This window comes from Dactylosporangium cerinum (assembly GCF_042653625.1).
Taxonomy (GTDB): Bacteria; Actinomycetota; Actinomycetes; order Mycobacteriales; family Micromonosporaceae; genus Dactylosporangium; species Dactylosporangium cerinum.
In genome coordinates, this window is record NZ_JBHSIU010000046.1 from 213,671 (window position 1) to 229,879 (window position 16,209).

A 16,209-nucleotide genomic window follows, 5' to 3' on the forward strand; every position below is an offset into this window, starting at 1 on the left:
TCCGCCCGGCCGCCCCTCGCGCAGCGCCGGACCCGCGGACCGGTACCGGCCCGCGGCGACAATTATGCGGCCACGTCACCCTGGACAGGGAATCGGCGGTGGTGCCCGCCGCTGTGAATGTGCTGGGATGTGGCTGGACCGCGACCGGGCCGTCACCACACCCTCGCGACCGTTGCCGGTGACCGCCGGGGTGGCGACGTGCGGGTGCGACCCTGGCGGCGGTGCGCTACGGGGCTGAAATCGGGGCGCGACCGAAGTCGCGCCCCGCGCTCCCAGGCCCTTGGTCCGGCCGGTGCGGCAGGAGTGTCTGGGCGCGGCCTTCGTTCCGGCGCGGCTCGGGCTGGCTGCCCGGGGCGTGCCGTTGTCTACTGGTCGCGTGACCCCCCTGCCCTGACACCGGTGGATGCCCGGCCCGCGGCCCCCGCCGACCCCCGCACACTGGATCCGGTGGTGTCCCGTCGGTTGACGAGGACGTCCGATCAGTGGGCGTTGGGGAGTAGCGAACCGTGGTCATCCGCGCCGAAGTAGGACGCAAAGACGTTACGCGCTCGCCGGGGGGCCCTGTCAACCGTCGCACGCGATGTAATTCACCCGGCCCGGCGTGTCGGGTGCGCCGGGTGCGGTGTGTCGGGCCTGGTTCACCCGCGGCGAGTGACCTGCGCCCCGGGGCCGCCGGATGCCCCCATCGTCACCCACTGTGCAGGTGCGCCCGCAGCAGCGCGGCCGCGGCGGCGGGATGCTCCGCGGCGAGGAGCCCCGCGGCGGCCAGGACGTACCGGTCGTCGACGGTGACGTGCGGGGCGCGGGGCAACGCCCACCCGCCGGCGTGATCGCCCAGGACCGGGCCGAGCGCGGCGACCGCGTCGCGGCGGGTCGCGTGCCGGAACACCCCGCCGGACGCGACGACCGTCCCGACGTTGCGCAGGTCCCGGCCGCTGCGCGCGTGCCGGCGGGTCGCGATCACGGTCGCGGCGGCGGCGACGCCGAGCGGCCCGGCGCCGACGGTGACGTGTTCGCGGGCGGCGGCGGTGTGGACCCCGTCGACGTTCCACCGGACCCCGAGGTCCCCTTCGACGGTCCTGGCCCGCCACAGGGTCCCGGCGACCCCTGGGGCGCCGCCGTCGGGGACGAGCGCGGAGTACACGTCGGTGGTGGCGCCGCCGACGTCGACGACCAGCAGGTCCCCGGCGGTCGTGTCGGCGAGCAGCGACACGCCGGTGAGGACCGCGTCCGGGGTCGCCATCCGCACCAGCCGCCCGAACCGGGGGCCCTTGGACAGGTGTTTGCCGCCGATGACGTGCCGCAGGAACACGTCGCGGATCGCGGCGCGTGCCGGCCCGGGTTCGGTGACCCCGATCCGCGGCAGGACGTTCCCGGCGCCGACCGCCGGCACCCCCCGCGCGGTGAGGACGTCCACGGCGGTGTCACGGACGTCGGTGTTGCCGGCGACGACGACCGGGACCCGCCACCTGGCGGCCGCGACCCGCCGCGCGTTGTGCAGCAGCGTGTCGCCGTCACCGCCGTCGGTGCCGCCGACGAGGAGCACCACGTCGGGTGCCGCGGCCCGCACCGCCCGGATCCCGGCCGGGTCCTGGACGCCGGCGGCGACGTGGACGACCCGCGCACCCGCCGACAACGCGACGCGGTGCGCGGCGTCGGCGGACACGAGGGCCTCGTAGCCGATGACGGCGAGCCGCAGCCCACCCCCGGCCGACGAGCAGCAGTACACGGCACCGACCGGCCCCGCGTCCCGCAGCAGCGCGTCGACGCCGTCCAGGACGTCACCACCGGTCGTCGGGTGGGTCCCGGTCCGCACGAGGGTGCCGTCGGCGGTGTCGACGACGGCGAGTTTCGTGTCCGTCGACCCGACGTCCACGCACGCGACCAGCATGCGGCCAGGCACCGGGACTACGGGACGACGACGGTGCCGGTCGCCGACACCGCCAGCAGCGGCGGGTCCAGCACTGCGGCGGCCGAAGCGCCGGCCTCCGGCGTACCCCGGCACACGACGTGGCACGTGAACTCGACGGTCCGCGACCGGGTCCCGACCCTGGTGATCGTCGCCGTCACCTCCAGGACGTCACCGGCCCGCACCGGCGCCTGGAACGCCACGCCCGCGTACCCGGCGAACAGGCCCTCGTCACCGTCGGTCCGGATGCACAGTTCCGTGGCGACGTCACCGAACAGCGCGAGGCTGTACGCACCGTCGACCAGGTTCCCGGCGTAGTGCGCGTGCGAGTACGGCACGTACCGGCGGTGCACGACCCGCACCCCCACCTGCGCGCCGCTCACCGGGCACCGACCGCGTGGACCGCGTGGACGAGGTACGACGCGACCTCCCGGGGGGTGGTGCCCCGCCCGAAGATCCGGTCGACGCCGAGGTCCGCGGTCTGCAGCTCGTCGAAGCGGGGCCCGCCGACGACCAGCAACGGCCGTTTCGCGGCCGGGAACGCCTCCCGGAACGCCGCCGACATCTCCCGCGTGTTCGACAGGTGCGCGTCGCGTTGCGTGACGACCTGACTGACCAGGACCGCGTCGGCCTTCTCCGCCCGGGCGTGCTCGACGAGCGCGGCGACGGCGACCTGCGCGCCGAGGTTCACCACCCGGCACTCCCGGTAGTACTCCAGGCCCTTCTCACCGGCGATCCCTTTCACGTTGAGGATGGCGTCGATCCCGACGGTGTGCGCGTCGGTGCCGATGCACGCACCGACGACGACGAGTTTGCGGCGCAACCGGGCCCGGATCGCCGCGTTGACCTCCTTCGCCGACAGCAGCGGGTAGTCGCGTTCCGCGACGACGACCTTGCCCGGTTCGACGAGGTGGTTGACCCGGCCGTACACGACGAAGAACGTGTGCTGCGCACCGATCGGCCGGGCGTGCACGACCATCGCCGGGTCGATGCCCATCTTCCCCGCCAGTTGCAGCGCCGCGCCCTCACCACGCTTGTCCGCCGCGAGGGGCAGCGTGAAACTGACCTGCACCATGCCGTCGCCGGTCGTGTCCCCGTACGGGCGGATCACCGCTGCGCTCATGCCGTTGTTCATGCCGGGCCGTCCAGGATCTCGATCGCCGGGTTGAAATAATCGGGTTCCCGCGCCGCGACCCCGTCGAGGCCTTTACCCCGGTCCGCGGGCCTGCGCATGATCCCGAACGTGCCCTTGCCGATCGCGTCGAGGAGCCCCTGCGACCCGATCTGCCGCAGCAGGGTCACGGCCTCACCGAGGACCGTGTGGGCCCGGTCCCGGATGAACGCGCCGGGCGTGAAGTCCTCATGCAGGTTCCCCGCCGCCGACAGCACGTACCGGACGTTCTGCAACGCGATGTCCCGGTCCGACAGCCACGGCGTCACCACCGCCTCCGTCATCATCCCCACCAGGAGGATCCCCTGCCCGGTGAGCACACCGGCGAGGTTGAAGAACCCGTCGAGGAGGTTCCCGCGGAACACGTCGCCGGTCATGTGTTTCGTCGGCGGCATCCACTTCAGCGGCGCGTCCGGGAACAGCTCCCGCGCCAGCAGCGCGTGGGCGAGTTCGAGCCGGAACGACTCCGGCAGCTCCGGGTTGATCTCGAACGCGTGCCCGAGCCCCAGCTGCCAGTCCTGCAGTCCCGCCTCATGCGCGAAGTACTCGTTGAGCAGCTGCGACACCGTCACCGTGTGCGCCGCGTCGACCGCGTCCGCGGTCGTGAGGTAGTTGTCCTCACCGGTGTTGATGATGATCCCGGCACGGGCGTGGACCTGCCGGGAGAACCGCTGGTCGACGAACGTGCGGATCGGGTTGATGTCCCGGAACAGGATCCCGTACATCGAGTCGTTGAGCATCATGTCGAGCCGCTCGAGCCCGGCGAGGGCCGCGATCTCCGGCATGCACAGCCCCGACGCGTAGTTCGTCAGCCGCACGTACCGGCCGACCTCCTTCGACGTCTCGTCCAGAGCGGCCCGCATGAGCCGGAAGTTCTCCTGCGTCGCGTACGTCCCGGCGAACCCTTCCCGGGTCGCGCCCTCCGGCACGTAGTCCAGCAGCGACTGCCCGGTCGAGCGGATCACCGCGATCACGTCGGCGCCGGCCCGCGCCGCCGCCTGCGCCTGCGGGATGTCCTCATGGATGTCGCCGGTCGCGACGATCAGGTAGATCCACGGCCGCTGCTTCGGGTCGCCGTACCGTTTGATCAGCCGGTCCCGTTCTCTGCGGCGCCGCTCGACGCGGTCCAGACCGGTTCTGACCGCTCTCGTCGCGGCCCGCCGCGCCGCCGCCGGGGTGTCGGTGCTGAACGTGACGCTGCCCGCCGCGGCCTTCTGCGCCAGCAGGGTGAGGTCCTGGTGCCCGTCGCGCAGCAACGCGCCGAACACCGGCCCGCTGACCCCGCCGCCGAGCCCGACCTGCTCCACGACGGTGTCGACGAGCCGGTTCACCCACGGGATCCCGTCCGGGTCCGCACCGGTGATCCCGGCGAGGCGCAGCGTGGCCCGTTCCACCGACACCGTCGTGTGGCTGCGCGCCAGGTCCACGACCGGCCGGCCGGCGGCCGCCGCGAGCCGCCGCGCCGTGGCGACCGTCCGCCGGTCCAGCTTCAGCTTGCTCTGAGTGGTCACAGGGGTTCCTGCCTGTTGTGGATCGGCCGGCCCCGCAGCACCGTCACCCGCGCCTGCGGGTTCGTCTCGGTGTGCAGCACCTCACTGATCTCCTCGGTCGTGTCCCACACGGTGAACGTCGCCGACCAGCCCGGGTTCAGGACACCCTCGTCGTCGACGCCGACGGCCCGCCACCCGCCGCGGGTGTGCGCGGCGAACGCGGCCTTCGCCCCGATCCGCTGCACCGCGTTGTGGTGCCGCATCGCCGCCCGGCACGTCCCCCACGGGTCGAGGTCCGTGACCGGCGAGTCCGACCCGAACGCCAGCAGCACCCCGACCCCGGCCAGGGCCCCGATCGGGTTCGACGCCAGGGACCGGGCCTTGCCGAGCCGAGCAGCGTACATGCCGTGCTCGCCGCCCCACAGCCGGTCGAACGCCGGCTGCACCGACGCGACGATCCCGAAGTCGACGAGCCCCGCGATCAGCGTCTTGTCCAGCAGCTCGACGTGTTCGATGCGGTGCCGGCCGGCCCGGATCCGGTCGATCCCGACCCGTTTCGCCGCGCCCTTGAACCCGTCCACGACGGTGCTGATCGCCTGGTCGCCGATGGCGTGGAACCCGCCCTGCATCCCGTGCCGGACACAGTCCACGACGTGCTCGGTGACCTGCTCCACGCTCAGGTACCCGTGCCCGTGCTCGTCGGCGCCCGACCCGTCCAGGTACGCGCCGCGCAGGTGGGCGGTGCGGGCGCCGAGCGCACCGTCGGCGTACAGGTCACCGGCCGCGCCGACCGCGCCGAGCTGCTTCGCCTTCCCGGCGCCGTTCACCTCACCCCACAGCCCGTACACCTGCGGGTACCCGGCGCCGTGACCGAGCGCGGCGACGAAGTCCGCCTCCCCGGACGTGCCCGGCCCCCCGCATTCGTGGATCGACGCGATCCCCAGCGACGCGGCGTGGGTCAGCGCGGCGCGTTGCGCGTCGAGGATCTGCGCGTGCGTCACCGACCCGAACGCGACCTCCCGCACCAGGTGGTGCGCGTCGCGGCGCAGCCACCCGGACCCGTCGTAGCCGGCGGCGGCCTGCACGGCGTCGGTGAGCAGCGCACTGGACACGAGCGCCGCGTGGACGCAGGCCCGGGACAGGTAGACGGCGCGGCCGCCGCCGGCCCGGTCGAGTTCGGCCGCGGTCGGGGTCCGCTGGTCCCGCCACCCGGACTCGTCCCAGCCGTGCCCGATGACGATCGCGTCGGCGGGCAGCGTCGCGGCGTGCGCCGCGACCGCGTCGAGGACCTGCAGCCTGGACGTGGTCCCGGCGAGGTTGAGCCCGCGCAGGGTGAACCCGGTCGCCGTCGTGTGCACGTGCGCGTCGACGAACGCGGGCGTGACGAGCGCCCCGTCGAGGTCCACGACCCGGTCGACCCCGCCGGTCGGCGCGTCCCCGGTCGGGCCGAGCCAGGCGATGGTGTCGCCGTCGACGAGCATCGCCGTCGCGGACGGGTCGGCGGGGGTGTGGACGCGGCCGTCACGGAAGAGGGTTCGCATGCGGCTCAGTCTGCCAACCCGGGCGGTGCTTCGGTCCCCAGCCGCGCCTGGAAAAGGTCCCGGACGCCCGTCTCGGACCGCAGCAGCCGCAGCGCGTAGTCGGCGTGTCCCGGGACGTAACCGTTGCCGATGAGCATCGTCACATCCGCGGCGAGCCCTTCGGCGCCGAGCGCGGCGGCGGGGAACGACGTGGCCATCGAGAAGAAGATCACTGTGCCGCCCGGCGCGGTGGCCAGGACCGCGGCGTGCTCGCAGCCGGGGACGTCGACGCAGACGACGGTGACGTCCGCGCCGCCGCCGCTCGTGCCGTCGGTGCTGGCGGTGATGGCGGTGGCGAGGCCGACGGCGTCGCGGGCGTCGGCGATGACCACGGCGTCGGCGAGGCCCGCGGCGGCGAGCCTGACCCGTTCGGCGTCATCACGCACCACCCCGACGGTGCGCACCGCACCACCGGCGGCGGTGTCCCGGGCCGCGGCGAGGGCCAGGGAACCGCTCTTGCCCGCCGCGCCGAGGACGGCGACCGTCAGCGGCCCCGCAGCAGCGGCCCGGTCCCGCAGGGACCGGCGCACGACCCGCGCGACCAGGGCCGGGGCGCCGCACACGTCCAGGACAGCCAGGGCCAGCTGCGGGTCCAGGTCGCCGGGCAGGACCGCGGCGATCGACCGGGCGAACAGGATCGCGTGACCGTCGCACGGCACCTGCTCCGACAGCCCGTCCCAGTCGCGCAGATCATCGGCGATCCGCAGCGGGGTCAGGGTCAGCGACACCAGCGTCGCGACCCGGTCACCGACCCGCAGGCCGAGCGGCGACGCCGGCCCGACGGCCTCGACGGTGCCGATGAGCATGCCGCCGGAGCCGGTGACCGGGTTGTGCATCTTGCCGCGGCTGCCGACGATGTCCAGCACCGCCGCGCGGACCTTGGCGCCGTCGCCGCCGTGCTCGGTCCGCAGCTGATGGAACGACGCGGCGTCGAGGTTGAGCCGCTCGACGCGGATGCGGACCTCGTCCGCGCCGATGGCCGGGTCCGGGTCGAGCCGGTCAGCGGCCTGGGGCAGCACCCCGGCCGGTTCCACGACCCGATGCAACCCGATCGGCGATGTCATTTCCCGCACTGCCACAAGTTAGCCGAAGATTTTCCGGCGCACCAGCCACAGTGCGGGAAGAACTACCGTGTCCGGGCGGTCGACAGCGCCAGCACATGCTCGACCAGGCCGATCAGCACCGCCTTGCTCGACTCCCGGACCCGCGCGTCACACAACAACAACGGCACATGACCATCCAGATCAAGCGCCTCCCGGACCTCCGCCTCCGTATACGACGACGCGTCATCGAAACAGTTCACCGCCACCACGAACGGCGTATTGCGCCGCTCGAAGTAGTCGATCGACGGGAAACAGTCCGCCAACCGCCGCGTGTCCGCCAGCACGACCGCACCCAGCGCACCCAGCGCCAACTCGTCCCACAGGAACCAGAACCGGTCCTGACCAGGCGTACCGAACAGGTACAACACCACATCCTGCCCGATCGTGATCCGCCCGAAGTCCATCGCCACCGTCGTGGTCGACTTCCGCTCCACCCCGGTCAGATCATCCGTGCCGATCCCCGCCGCCGTCAGCGACTCCTCCGTCTGCAACGGCCGGAATCTCACTCACCGCACCGACGAGCGTCGTCTTCCCCGCACCGAACCCACCAGCGACCAGAATCTTGATCGCCGTCGGAACCGGCCGCGCAACACCACTAGAGCGCCCGTAGTCCATTGATCACCGCCTTGAGGATGCTCTCGCTCGGCAACTCGCCCGCCGCCGGAGGGTGGTACATCTCGATCAGGCCCTGCCCCAGCAGGTCACCCAGCAGCACCCGCACCACACCCAGCGCCAGATCCAGGTGCGACGCCAACTCCGCCACCGCCAGGGGCTCCCGCGCCCACGCGAGGATCGCCCGGTGCTCCGGCTGCAACCCGTACCCGAGGTCCGACATCGCCGCCCGGTTCGCCACCACCATCGCGACCACGTCGAACGAACCCGACGCCGGATGGACCCGGCCACCCGTCATCGCATACGGCCGCACCATCGGACCCGCATCCCGGTCCACCCACGTGTGATCCACCCACGGCTCCGCCGTCAGATCACCCCGCGGCCGCTCCGGCCACGGCTGCTCACCCCGCGGCGCCGCATACAGCTCCGCCCGGTACGCATCCGCCCGCTGCTGCTCGACCCACTGCTCGGCCGCACCCGCCTCCCGCGGATCGCCACGGTCCGGATGCCCGGCGGCGTGCCGGCCCGGCGGCGGCGTCATCCGCCGGCCACCGGACGCGCCGACGTCGACAGGTTCTGCCCGACCCGCTGCACCAGCATCGCCATCTCATACGCGATCAACCCGATGTCCGCGTCGGACACCGCCAGCACCGCCAGACACGCCCCGCGCCCCGCCGCCGTCACGAACAGGAACGCCGACTCCATCTCGATGATCGTCTGCCGGACCGGACCGCCGCCGAAGTGCCGCCCCGCACCCCGCGCCAGACTCTGGAACCCCGCCGCAACCGCCGACAGATGCTCCGCGTCCTCCTGCGACAACCCCTTCGACGCGCCCATCATCAGCCCGTCCACCGACAGCACCACCGACCGCTGCACCGACGGCACCCGATCCACCAGATCGTCCAGGAGCCAGTTCAGCCCGATGTTGCTACCCTGCGCCGCCGTCATCCCGCCACCCCGTCACGACCCGTGCTGCCGTTGCTGCCGTTACCGTCGCTGCTGTCCTCGGCGCCGCTCGCGTGCCGGCCCCGGGCCGTGCCCGCCTGGAACGACGACATCATCTTGCGCAGCTGCTCCGGCGACCGGTTCGGCTGCGGCACCTCCACCTCGCCCAGATCGTCGACCGCTGCCGGGTCCTGCTGCAGCTGCGGCGCCAGGCTCTGCTGCCGCACCCGCTTCGGCAACCCCCGCGAACCCGCCGGCTTCCCACCACCGGCGTTCCCCGACGCCCCACCGGCCGCGCTCGCCGCGTTCGCCGCCGGGGCCGGTGCCGCCGGCCGCTGCTGCGGCAACGGACCCGGACCGTTGCGGCGCCCGTCCGGCACCACCGACAACGCCGGCCGCGCACCGATCGACGACGCCGGCAACACCTGCGTGTGCTCAGGCACCTCACCCGCACCGTCACCCGGCAGCCACGAGAACGGCTCCCGCGCCACCACCTGCAGCTCATGCGTGTTCGACAGATCCGCCGGCGCCCCCGGCGGCAGCGGCGACGGCACCGCAGAGGGCTGCGCCACCACCAGATCCGTCGGCAGCAACGCCACCGCCGTCACCCCACCGAACGGCGAGGACCGCAGCACCACCCGCACCCCGTGCCGCGCCGCCAGCTGCGCCACCACGAACAACCCCAGCCGGGCACTGTTCGCCGGGTCGAACTCCGGCGGCTCCACCAGGCGCCGGTTCGCCTCCACGATCGCCTGCTCCGACATCCCCAGCCCACGGTCCTCGACCTCGACCACGAAACCGTTCGGGACCAGCTGACCCGTCACGTTCACCCGCGTGTGCGGCGGCGAGTACGCCGTCGCGTTCTCGATCAGCTCCGCCAGCAGGTGGATGATGTCGCCGACGGCCCGCCCGACCACCGCACCCTCACCGATCTGCTGCACCTGCACCCGCGCGTAGTCCTCGACCTCCGACACCGCGCCACGCACCACGTCGATCACCGACACCGGGTTACGCCAGCCCCGGCCCGGCGCCGCACCCGCCAGGATCACCAGGTCCTCCGCGTGCCGCCGCATCCGCGTCGCCAGATGATCGACCCGGAACAGGTCCGCCAGGTCATCCGGCTCCGACGTACGCCGCTCCATCCCGTCCAGCAGCGACAACTGCCGGTGCAGCAGCGTCTGTGACCGGCGCGCGATGTTCAGGAACACCTCGTTCATGCCCTGCCGCACCGACGACTCCTCCACCGCCGACGCGACCGCCGTGCGCTGCACCGAGTTGAACGCCTCACCCACCTGACCGATCTCGTCCGTGCCCAGCCGCAGCGGCGGCGCCTCCGCCGCCACGTCCACCTGCACACCACGCCGCAGCCGCGACACCACCGACGGCAGCCGCTCATCGGCGAGCTCCAGGGCCGCCGCCCGCAGCCCGTCCAGACGCCGCGCCAGGGACCGGCCGATCCGCACCGACAGCACCAGCGACAGGATCACCGCGAGCAGCCCCACACACCGGCGACACCCAGCCGCAGGAAGATCGCGTCGGACGCGTCCCGCGCCGCCTGCACGTTGTGCGCCTGCACCTCCCCGCGGAACCGCTTCAGGTCCTCGTTCACCGGGTCGAACGCACCCCGCCACGCCTGCAGGTTGATCCCCGCCGCCTCCGCCGTCCCCGGCGGAGGCGCCAGGAGCTGGTTCTCCAACTGCGTCAGCTTCTGCATCGCCTCACCGGCCGCGACCATGCGGTACCGGGCCTGCGTCTGCGTCGGCAGCAGCGTCACACCGTAGGGCAGGATCAGCCGCTTCTGCCCGATCAGCGCCACCAGCTCCGTGTGCACCGACGCGGTGAACTGGTTGCTCGCCGCCGCCTGCGTGATGAGCGCGTCCTCCTGCGAGTACAGGTCCCGGGACAGGCCCAGCACGAACACACCCGTGGCCTCCTCGGTGACCTCGGAATCCTGGTGGTTCGTCACCGACTCACCGATGCCGTAGCTGCCGGTGATGATCCCCGAGTACGCCTGCCGCACCGCGTCGGCCTGCCCACCGTTGTCGGCGAGCTGCCGCAGCTGCGGCAACGCGTCCAGGGCGTTCGTCGACGTCGCGATCGCCTGCTTCGTCTCCGCGCTCGCCACGTCCTGGAAGTCCTTGTCCGAGGCCAGCTCCCGGAACTCCTTCACCTCCAAGTCGATCTTCGCCCGCTGCTCCTGGACCGCGCCGGCGTTGCGGCGGCCGCCGGCGACGTACACCGTCGTCAGCTGCCGCTCGATCTGCAGCTGCTCGACCATCGCCTCGGCCGGTTCGGTGACCTTGTCGCTGACCAGCTTCGCGTTACGCAGGTCCAGCGCCGTCTCGAGGGTGAAGCTCACCGCGAACAGCCAGATCGCGACGAGCATGACGATCGGGATCGCCAGCATCGCCGTGATCTTCGCGCGGATGGACCAACGGTTGTTCATGAGACCTCGGGCATCGCTCGGGTGCAGTTCGGTTGCGGACCGCCACCGTAAGCGGGCCCGACGGTGACCGACCGTCATGTCCGAGGACCCGCTTTTCCGACCAGCCGGATGACAGACAGCAGAATCTCCCGCCGCGACTCGAAACACCGGAGAATCTTCGCTACTGTGACGGTTCTAGCGCAGAATTTCTGGAGGTGTGCCGTGCAGCCGTACGCGTATGAACGCCACGAGCTCGTTGAGCCGGACTGGCGCCGCCTCCCCGGCTGGCGCCACGTGACCCGCGACGAATGGGAATCCGCCCAATGGCAGCGGGCCCACTGCGTCAAGAACATCAACCAGCTGCGCACCGTCTACGGCGACCTCATCACCGCCGACTTCTACGACGACCTCGCCCTCGACCAGGCCACCCAGGCCACCATGTCGATGCTCGTCCCACCCCACATGATCAACACCATGGTCCCCACCGGCGAGATCACCGACAAAACCCTCCTCGCCGACCCCGTCCGCCGCTACATGCTGCCCGTCGCCTCCGACCGGCTCACCGACTTCGCCTCACACCCCCACGCCAGCCGCGACTCACTCCACGAACACGACATGTGGGTCGCCGAAGGCCTCACCCACCGCTACCCCACCAAAGTCCTCGCCGAACTGCTGTCCACCTGCCCCCAGTACTGCGGCCACTGCACCCGCATGGACCTCGTCGGCAACAGCACCCCCACCGTCGCCAAACTCAAACTCAGCCTCAAACCCGTCGACCGCTACGACGCGATGATCAACTACCTGAAAGGCCAACCCGGCGTCCGCGACGTCGTCGTCTCCGGCGGCGACGTCGCCAACGTCCCCTGGCCCCAGCTCGAAACGTTCCTCATGCGACTGCTCGCCATCGACACCATCCGCGACATCCGCCTCGCCACCAAAGCCCTCGCCGGCCTCCCCCAGCACTGGCTGCAACCCGCCGTCGTCGAAGGCCTCGAACGCGTCGCCCGCACCGCCGCCCGCCGCGGCGTCAACCTCGCCATCCACACCCACGTCAACCACGCCCAATCCCTCACCCCGCTCGTCGCCCGCGCCGCCCAGACCGCCCTCGAGGTCGGCGTCCGCGACGTGCGCAACCAGGGCGTCCTCATGCGCGGCGTCAACGCCACCGCCGCCGACCTGCTCGACCTCTGCTTCGCACTGCAGGGCGAGGCCGGCATCCTGCCCTACTACTTCTACATGTGCGACATGATCCCCAACGCCGAACACTGGCGCGTCGCCGTCTGGCAGGCCCAGCAGCTCCAGCACGACATCATGGGCTACCTGCCCGGCTACGCCACCCCACGGATCGTCTGCGACGTGCCCTTCGTCGGCAAACGCTGGGTCCACATGGTCACCGACTACGACCGGGAACGCGGCATCACCTACTGGACGAAGAACTACCGCACCTCCATCGAGGACTCGTCCATGGACCTCGACCGCACCTACCCGTACTACGACCCCATCGACACGCTGCCCGCCACCGGCATCGCCAAATGGCGAGCCGAGGCACAGCTCCCCCTGGTCGCCTACGCTGGGTGAGTGCGACGTAACCTTGTGCGCCTACTCGGGCTGAGTCTCGCCGCCGTCGCCGTCATCCTGTACATCAACTCGATCGGCGACAGCGACGAGACCGCCTCGGACCCGGCCCGCCGGCTGCAGTGCGCGGAGAACAGCGAGATCGCCGCCGCCTACGCCACCGCGTCACCCACCAGCCGCGAGACCCGCTCCCCGGCGCAGCTCGCCACCGCCTGGGCACAGGTGCGCCCCAGCACACTGATCAAAGGCATGCACCAGGTCTACTCGGAGCCCGCACGCGTCGACATCGCCTTCGACGCCAAGGCCCACACCGTCGCCGTGCTGACGTTCCGTTCACACGACCCGCTCGGCTGGCACCTGGAAGCCGTCGTCGCCTGCCAGGAATCCGGATTGGAACGCCCGACGGCGCCGACCAGCGGTCCCTGACCGACAAAAACGGAAATCTGCCGCGCAGCGGCGTCTTTTTGTACTGGCGTGGCGTCAGCCACGTCGCCTAAGGCATCCTAGGACGCTAGGATATGACGGTGGAGCAGGAGATACGGCACCTATGACAGCACCCGCCCGGCGTCGGCGAGGACCGCGGCAGACGCGATCCGGGCCCACGAGGCGAACAGCGAGCGGAAGTAGTCGCCGTGGCGCGCCGCCACGGCCGGGTCCTGCTCGACGACGTCCAGCTCGTTGACGATGGTCAGGTCGGCGAACGGCCGCAGCACGTCGGCATCGAGGGACTCGACCGTGTCCGTGAAGCGGTTCCAGACCTCCCCGGTGTCGGCAAGGCGTCGCCAGGTGCGGTCACGGTCGCAGGCGCCGTACAGGTAGACCAGCCGCTGCGCGGGCGCGCCGATGAGGTCCCGCAGCGTGCCATGGTCGGCCGGGTCGAGCAGGACCAGATCGAAGCCGTCCGTGCCGTACACCGCGTGCGCCAGCCCGGCCAGCTGCACGTCGGCGCCCAGCCCCAGCCCGCCCAGCCGGTCATGGACACGCGAAAGGTGCGCATACAGCGTGCCGCCGGGATGCTCGATCGTCTCGGCGCCGTGCTGCCGCAGCCACGCCCGCAGGTCCTCCTCAGCGCCCATGCCCCGAGCCTAGGAGCGCCGCGTCAGCCGGCTCCAGGGTGACGCGGCACACGCCGCGTAAGGCATCCTAGGACGTTGGTGTCAGGCCAGCAGGCGGGTCCGGACCGCCGGGGCATCCACGGCCAGCTCCGACAGCAGGGCGGCGACCGGATCGGGCCGGCCCCGCTCCAGCAGCGCCAGCAGCAGGTGCCGGGTCTCGATCCGGCGGGACCTCGCCGCCGCGGCCAGCGCCAGGGTGCGCGACAGGACCTCACGGGCCCCGGAGCTGAAGGGCGGGCGCTTGCCGGCGCCCACGGCACCGGTGGGCCGGAAGTCGCCGATGTCGACACCGATCGCGGCCAGGGCCTGCCGGTCGAGCTCGTCCGCCGCCGTCCGGGCCGCGGCCACCGTGACACCGAGCAGGCCGGCGCCGGTCGGCTCGCTGAGCACGGCCAGCAGGAGGTGCTCGGTGCCCACCCGCCGGTCGCCCCGCCGGCGGGCCTCCTCAACGGCGCCCTGCACGGCCGAACGCGCCGTCGCGGCGAATCTCTCGAACATCTCAGCGTCCCTTCCCGTACTTGGCGTGGATCGACTGCCGCGACACCCCGAGCGCGTCGCCGATCTGCTCCCACGACCAGCCCTCGGCGCGCGCGAGCTCGACGTGCACGGCCTCGACCTGCTCGGCGAGGCGGTGCAGGGCGCCGACGGCGCGCAGGCCCACGGCGGGATCGGCGGACCGGATCCGGGCGGACAGATCTGCATCGCTCATGCCTGTCAGTCTGGGTTGACAGGCCGAGATTTGTCAACGCAGACTGACACCACCGACCGTGTCAGTCCAGACTGACAACCTTGGAGGAGATCGACCGTGGACGCCGAAGTCGTCATCGCCGGAGCCGGCCCCACCGGCCTGCTGCTCGCCTACGAACTGGGCCTGGCGGGCGTACCCGCCCTCGTGCTGGACAAGTCACCACACCCCGACGAGCAGCCCCGCGCGAACGGACTCGTCGGCCAGATCACCCGCGTGCTCGACCACCGCGGCCTGCTCCACGGCACGCCCCTGCACCCCATCGCCGTGCCCAGATTCCCGTTCGGGCCGCTGACCCTGGAGCTCGACCGGCTCGAAACCAGCCCCCTGCACGTGCTGCCCGTGCCGCAGCGCGCGCTTGAGGACCTCCTGCACAGCGCCGCGACCGCAGCCGGCGCGACCGTCCGGCGCGGCCACGAAGTCACCGGCTTCGCGCAGACCGACGACGGCGTCACGCTGGACGTGCGGGGGCCTGCCGGCGACGCCACCCTCACCGCGGGACACCTCGTCGGCTGCGACGGCGGGCGCAGCTTCGTCCGCAAGCACGCCGGCATCGCCTTCCCCGGCATCACCAGCGACGAGATCTCCCGAATGGCCCGCGTGACCATGCCGGCCGGCGAGGTCACCGTCGACGGCGGGACCCTGACGGTGCGCGGGGTCCGGCTGGCGCTGCTGCGGCCGAACCGCACCGCGACCGGCACGATCACCGTCGCCCCCCAGCGGATGCTTGACCCGGCCGCCGACCCGGACGTCTACATCCTGGCCACCTCCGAGCCACTCCCCCCGAACCCGCCGGACCATCCCCTCACCCTCGACGAGCTGCGCGCGAGCGTCCACCGCGTGATCGGCACCGACCTGCCGATCACCGCGGCGCACTGGGTCCGCAGCACGGTCGCCAATAGCAGGCAGGCCGAGACGTACCGGACCGGCCGGGTCCTGCTCGCCGGCGACGCCGCGCACGTGTTCGCCGCCGGCGGCACCGCCCTCAACGCCGGCCTGCTGGACGCGGTCAACCTCGGCTGGAAGCTGGCCGCCGCCGCACGCGGCACCGCACCGGCGGGCCTGCTCGACACGTACCACGCCGAACGCCACCCCGCCGCACAGCGCGCGATCCTGCACACGCGCGCGCAGGCCGCCCTGTCTGCGCCGGGCGAGAACGCCGAGGCCCTGCGCGAGGTCCTCACCGAGGCGCTGCGGCACCCGGGTCCGCTGGCGCACCTGGCCGCGCTCATGGAGGGCTCGGACGTGCGGTTCGGACCCGGTCCGCTGATCGGTGCGTGGGCGCCCGACGCCCTGGACGGCCCGGCGGCGACGGCCGCGATCAGGCAGCTGAGCACCGGCCGGCCGCTGGTCATCGACGCCACCGACGGCGGGAAGCTCACCACGACGGCGGACCCGTGGCGGCAGCGGCTCGAGGTCGTCGCGCTGCCCGGTGCCGGCCCGTCCGCGCTCGTCCGCCCCGACGGCTACCTGGCGTGGGCGGGCGACTCCCCCGACGGGTTGCACGAGGCGCTGGTGGGATGGATGGGAGCGCCGTAA

General features: G+C 72.3%; 16 protein-coding genes and 1 pseudogene. 3 read left to right on the forward strand and 14 right to left on the reverse strand.

The features are described 5' to 3' along the window. Positions 1 to 688: 688 nt before the first annotated feature. From ACFPIJ_RS34805 to ACFPIJ_RS34855, 11 genes and pseudogenes are all read right to left on the reverse strand, one after another. Complete coding sequence (locus ACFPIJ_RS34805; protein ID WP_380122075.1) at positions 689 to 1,891, reverse strand: glutamate mutase L; 1,203 nt, start codon at positions 1,889 to 1,891, stop codon at positions 689 to 691. Between the two features lie 17 nt (positions 1,892 to 1,908). Next, complete coding sequence (gene kal / locus ACFPIJ_RS34810; RefSeq protein ID WP_380121595.1) at positions 1,909 to 2,292, reverse strand: 3-aminobutyryl-CoA ammonia lyase; 384 nt, start codon at positions 2,290 to 2,292, stop codon at positions 1,909 to 1,911. Continuing rightward, entirely contained in the window at positions 2,289 to 3,032 is a 744-nt protein-coding gene (kamE, locus tag ACFPIJ_RS34815) for a lysine 5,6-aminomutase subunit beta (protein ID WP_380121598.1), read from the reverse strand. The genes kal and kamE overlap by 4 nt, the downstream gene beginning before the upstream one ends. An 8-nt stretch (positions 3,033 to 3,040) precedes the next feature. Then, positions 3,041 to 4,591 (reverse strand): lysine 5,6-aminomutase subunit alpha, encoded by a 1,551-nt coding sequence (kamD, locus tag ACFPIJ_RS34820; RefSeq protein WP_380121600.1) that lies wholly within the window; start codon positions 4,589 to 4,591, stop codon positions 3,041 to 3,043. Beyond that, positions 4,588 to 6,120 (reverse strand): amidohydrolase, encoded by a 1,533-nt coding sequence (locus ACFPIJ_RS34825; RefSeq protein ID WP_380122076.1) that lies wholly within the window; start codon positions 6,118 to 6,120, stop codon positions 4,588 to 4,590. The genes kamD and ACFPIJ_RS34825 overlap by 4 nt, the downstream gene beginning before the upstream one ends. Next, positions 6,117 to 7,214: an L-erythro-3,5-diaminohexanoate dehydrogenase gene (kdd, locus tag ACFPIJ_RS34830; protein WP_380121603.1), complete on the reverse strand. Its 1,098-nt coding sequence runs from the start codon at positions 7,212 to 7,214 to the stop codon at positions 6,117 to 6,119. Before kdd ends, ACFPIJ_RS34825 begins: the two co-directional genes overlap by 4 nt. Before the next feature lie 62 nt (positions 7,215 to 7,276). After that, positions 7,277 to 7,868, reverse strand: a pseudogene (locus tag ACFPIJ_RS34835) (GTP-binding protein). Continuing rightward, positions 7,849 to 8,235 (reverse strand): DUF742 domain-containing protein, encoded by a 387-nt coding sequence (locus ACFPIJ_RS34840; protein WP_380122078.1) that lies wholly within the window; start codon positions 8,233 to 8,235, stop codon positions 7,849 to 7,851. The pseudogene ACFPIJ_RS34835 and the gene ACFPIJ_RS34840 overlap by 20 nt, the downstream one beginning before the upstream one ends. Before the next feature lie 167 nt (positions 8,236 to 8,402). Then, positions 8,403 to 8,813: a roadblock/LC7 domain-containing protein gene (locus ACFPIJ_RS34845; RefSeq protein WP_380121605.1), complete on the reverse strand. Its 411-nt coding sequence runs from the start codon at positions 8,811 to 8,813 to the stop codon at positions 8,403 to 8,405. Continuing rightward, positions 8,810 to 10,312: a sensor histidine kinase gene (locus ACFPIJ_RS34850; RefSeq protein ID WP_380121607.1), complete on the reverse strand. Its 1,503-nt coding sequence runs from the start codon at positions 10,310 to 10,312 to the stop codon at positions 8,810 to 8,812. Before ACFPIJ_RS34850 ends, ACFPIJ_RS34845 begins: the two co-directional genes overlap by 4 nt. Continuing rightward, positions 10,294 to 11,256, reverse strand: coding sequence for a nitrate- and nitrite sensing domain-containing protein (locus tag ACFPIJ_RS34855; protein WP_380121609.1), 963 nt, complete (start codon positions 11,254 to 11,256; stop codon positions 10,294 to 10,296). The genes ACFPIJ_RS34850 and ACFPIJ_RS34855 overlap by 19 nt, the downstream gene beginning before the upstream one ends. A 153-nt stretch (positions 11,257 to 11,409) precedes the next feature. Here ACFPIJ_RS34855 and ACFPIJ_RS34860 point away from each other — a divergent pair, with 153 nt between their 5' ends. After that, positions 11,410 to 12,813: a KamA family radical SAM protein gene (locus ACFPIJ_RS34860; protein WP_380122080.1), complete on the forward strand. Its 1,404-nt coding sequence runs from the start codon at positions 11,410 to 11,412 to the stop codon at positions 12,811 to 12,813. Next, positions 12,814 to 13,236, forward strand: a complete 423-nt coding sequence (locus tag ACFPIJ_RS34865; RefSeq protein ID WP_380121611.1) for a hypothetical protein — start codon at positions 12,814 to 12,816, stop codon at positions 13,234 to 13,236. Positions 13,237 to 13,355: 119 nt separating this feature from the next. On the opposite strand, the gene ACFPIJ_RS34870 is transcribed toward ACFPIJ_RS34865, so the two are convergent. The 3 genes from ACFPIJ_RS34870 to ACFPIJ_RS34880 form a co-directional block, all read right to left on the reverse strand. Continuing rightward, positions 13,356 to 13,886: a DUF6817 domain-containing protein gene (locus ACFPIJ_RS34870; protein ID WP_380121613.1), complete on the reverse strand. Its 531-nt coding sequence runs from the start codon at positions 13,884 to 13,886 to the stop codon at positions 13,356 to 13,358. Positions 13,887 to 13,967: 81 nt separating this feature from the next. Beyond that, positions 13,968 to 14,423 carry a Clp protease N-terminal domain-containing protein gene (locus ACFPIJ_RS34875; RefSeq protein WP_380121616.1) on the reverse strand — a complete coding sequence of 152 codons (456 nt, stop codon included), beginning with the start codon at positions 14,421 to 14,423 and terminating at the stop codon, positions 13,968 to 13,970. Position 14,424: 1 nt separating this feature from the next. Next, positions 14,425 to 14,634 (reverse strand): helix-turn-helix domain-containing protein, encoded by a 210-nt coding sequence (locus tag ACFPIJ_RS34880; RefSeq protein WP_203850509.1) that lies wholly within the window; start codon positions 14,632 to 14,634, stop codon positions 14,425 to 14,427. 96 nt (positions 14,635 to 14,730) lie between these two features. Here ACFPIJ_RS34880 and ACFPIJ_RS34885 point away from each other — a divergent pair, with 96 nt between their 5' ends. Further along, positions 14,731 to 16,209 carry an FAD-dependent monooxygenase gene (locus ACFPIJ_RS34885; RefSeq protein ID WP_380121618.1) on the forward strand — a complete coding sequence of 493 codons (1,479 nt, stop codon included), beginning with the start codon at positions 14,731 to 14,733 and terminating at the stop codon, positions 16,207 to 16,209.

What these genes read in the sequence shown, in the direction of transcription:
- ACFPIJ_RS34805 (WP_380122075.1), bottom strand. Translation starts at nt 1,891, where the DNA reads ATGCTGGTCGCGTGCGTGGACGTCGGGTCGACGGACACGAAACTCGCC.
- ACFPIJ_RS34845 (WP_380121605.1), bottom strand. Translation starts at nt 8,813, where the DNA reads ATGACGGCGGCGCAGGGTAGCAACATCGGGCTGAACTGGCTCCTGGAC.
- ACFPIJ_RS34875 (WP_380121616.1), bottom strand. Translation starts at nt 14,423, where the DNA reads ATGTTCGAGAGATTCGCCGCGACGGCGCGTTCGGCCGTGCAGGGCGCC.
- ACFPIJ_RS34855 (WP_380121609.1), bottom strand. Translation starts at nt 11,256, where the DNA reads ATGAACAACCGTTGGTCCATCCGCGCGAAGATCACGGCGATGCTGGCG.
- kamE (WP_380121598.1), bottom strand. Translation starts at nt 3,032, where the DNA reads ATGAGCGCAGCGGTGATCCGCCCGTACGGGGACACGACCGGCGACGGC.
- kdd (WP_380121603.1), bottom strand. Translation starts at nt 7,214, where the DNA reads ATGACATCGCCGATCGGGTTGCATCGGGTCGTGGAACCGGCCGGGGTG.
- ACFPIJ_RS34870 (WP_380121613.1), bottom strand. Translation starts at nt 13,886, where the DNA reads ATGGGCGCTGAGGAGGACCTGCGGGCGTGGCTGCGGCAGCACGGCGCC.
- ACFPIJ_RS34880 (WP_203850509.1), bottom strand. Translation starts at nt 14,634, where the DNA reads ATGAGCGATGCAGATCTGTCCGCCCGGATCCGGTCCGCCGATCCCGCC.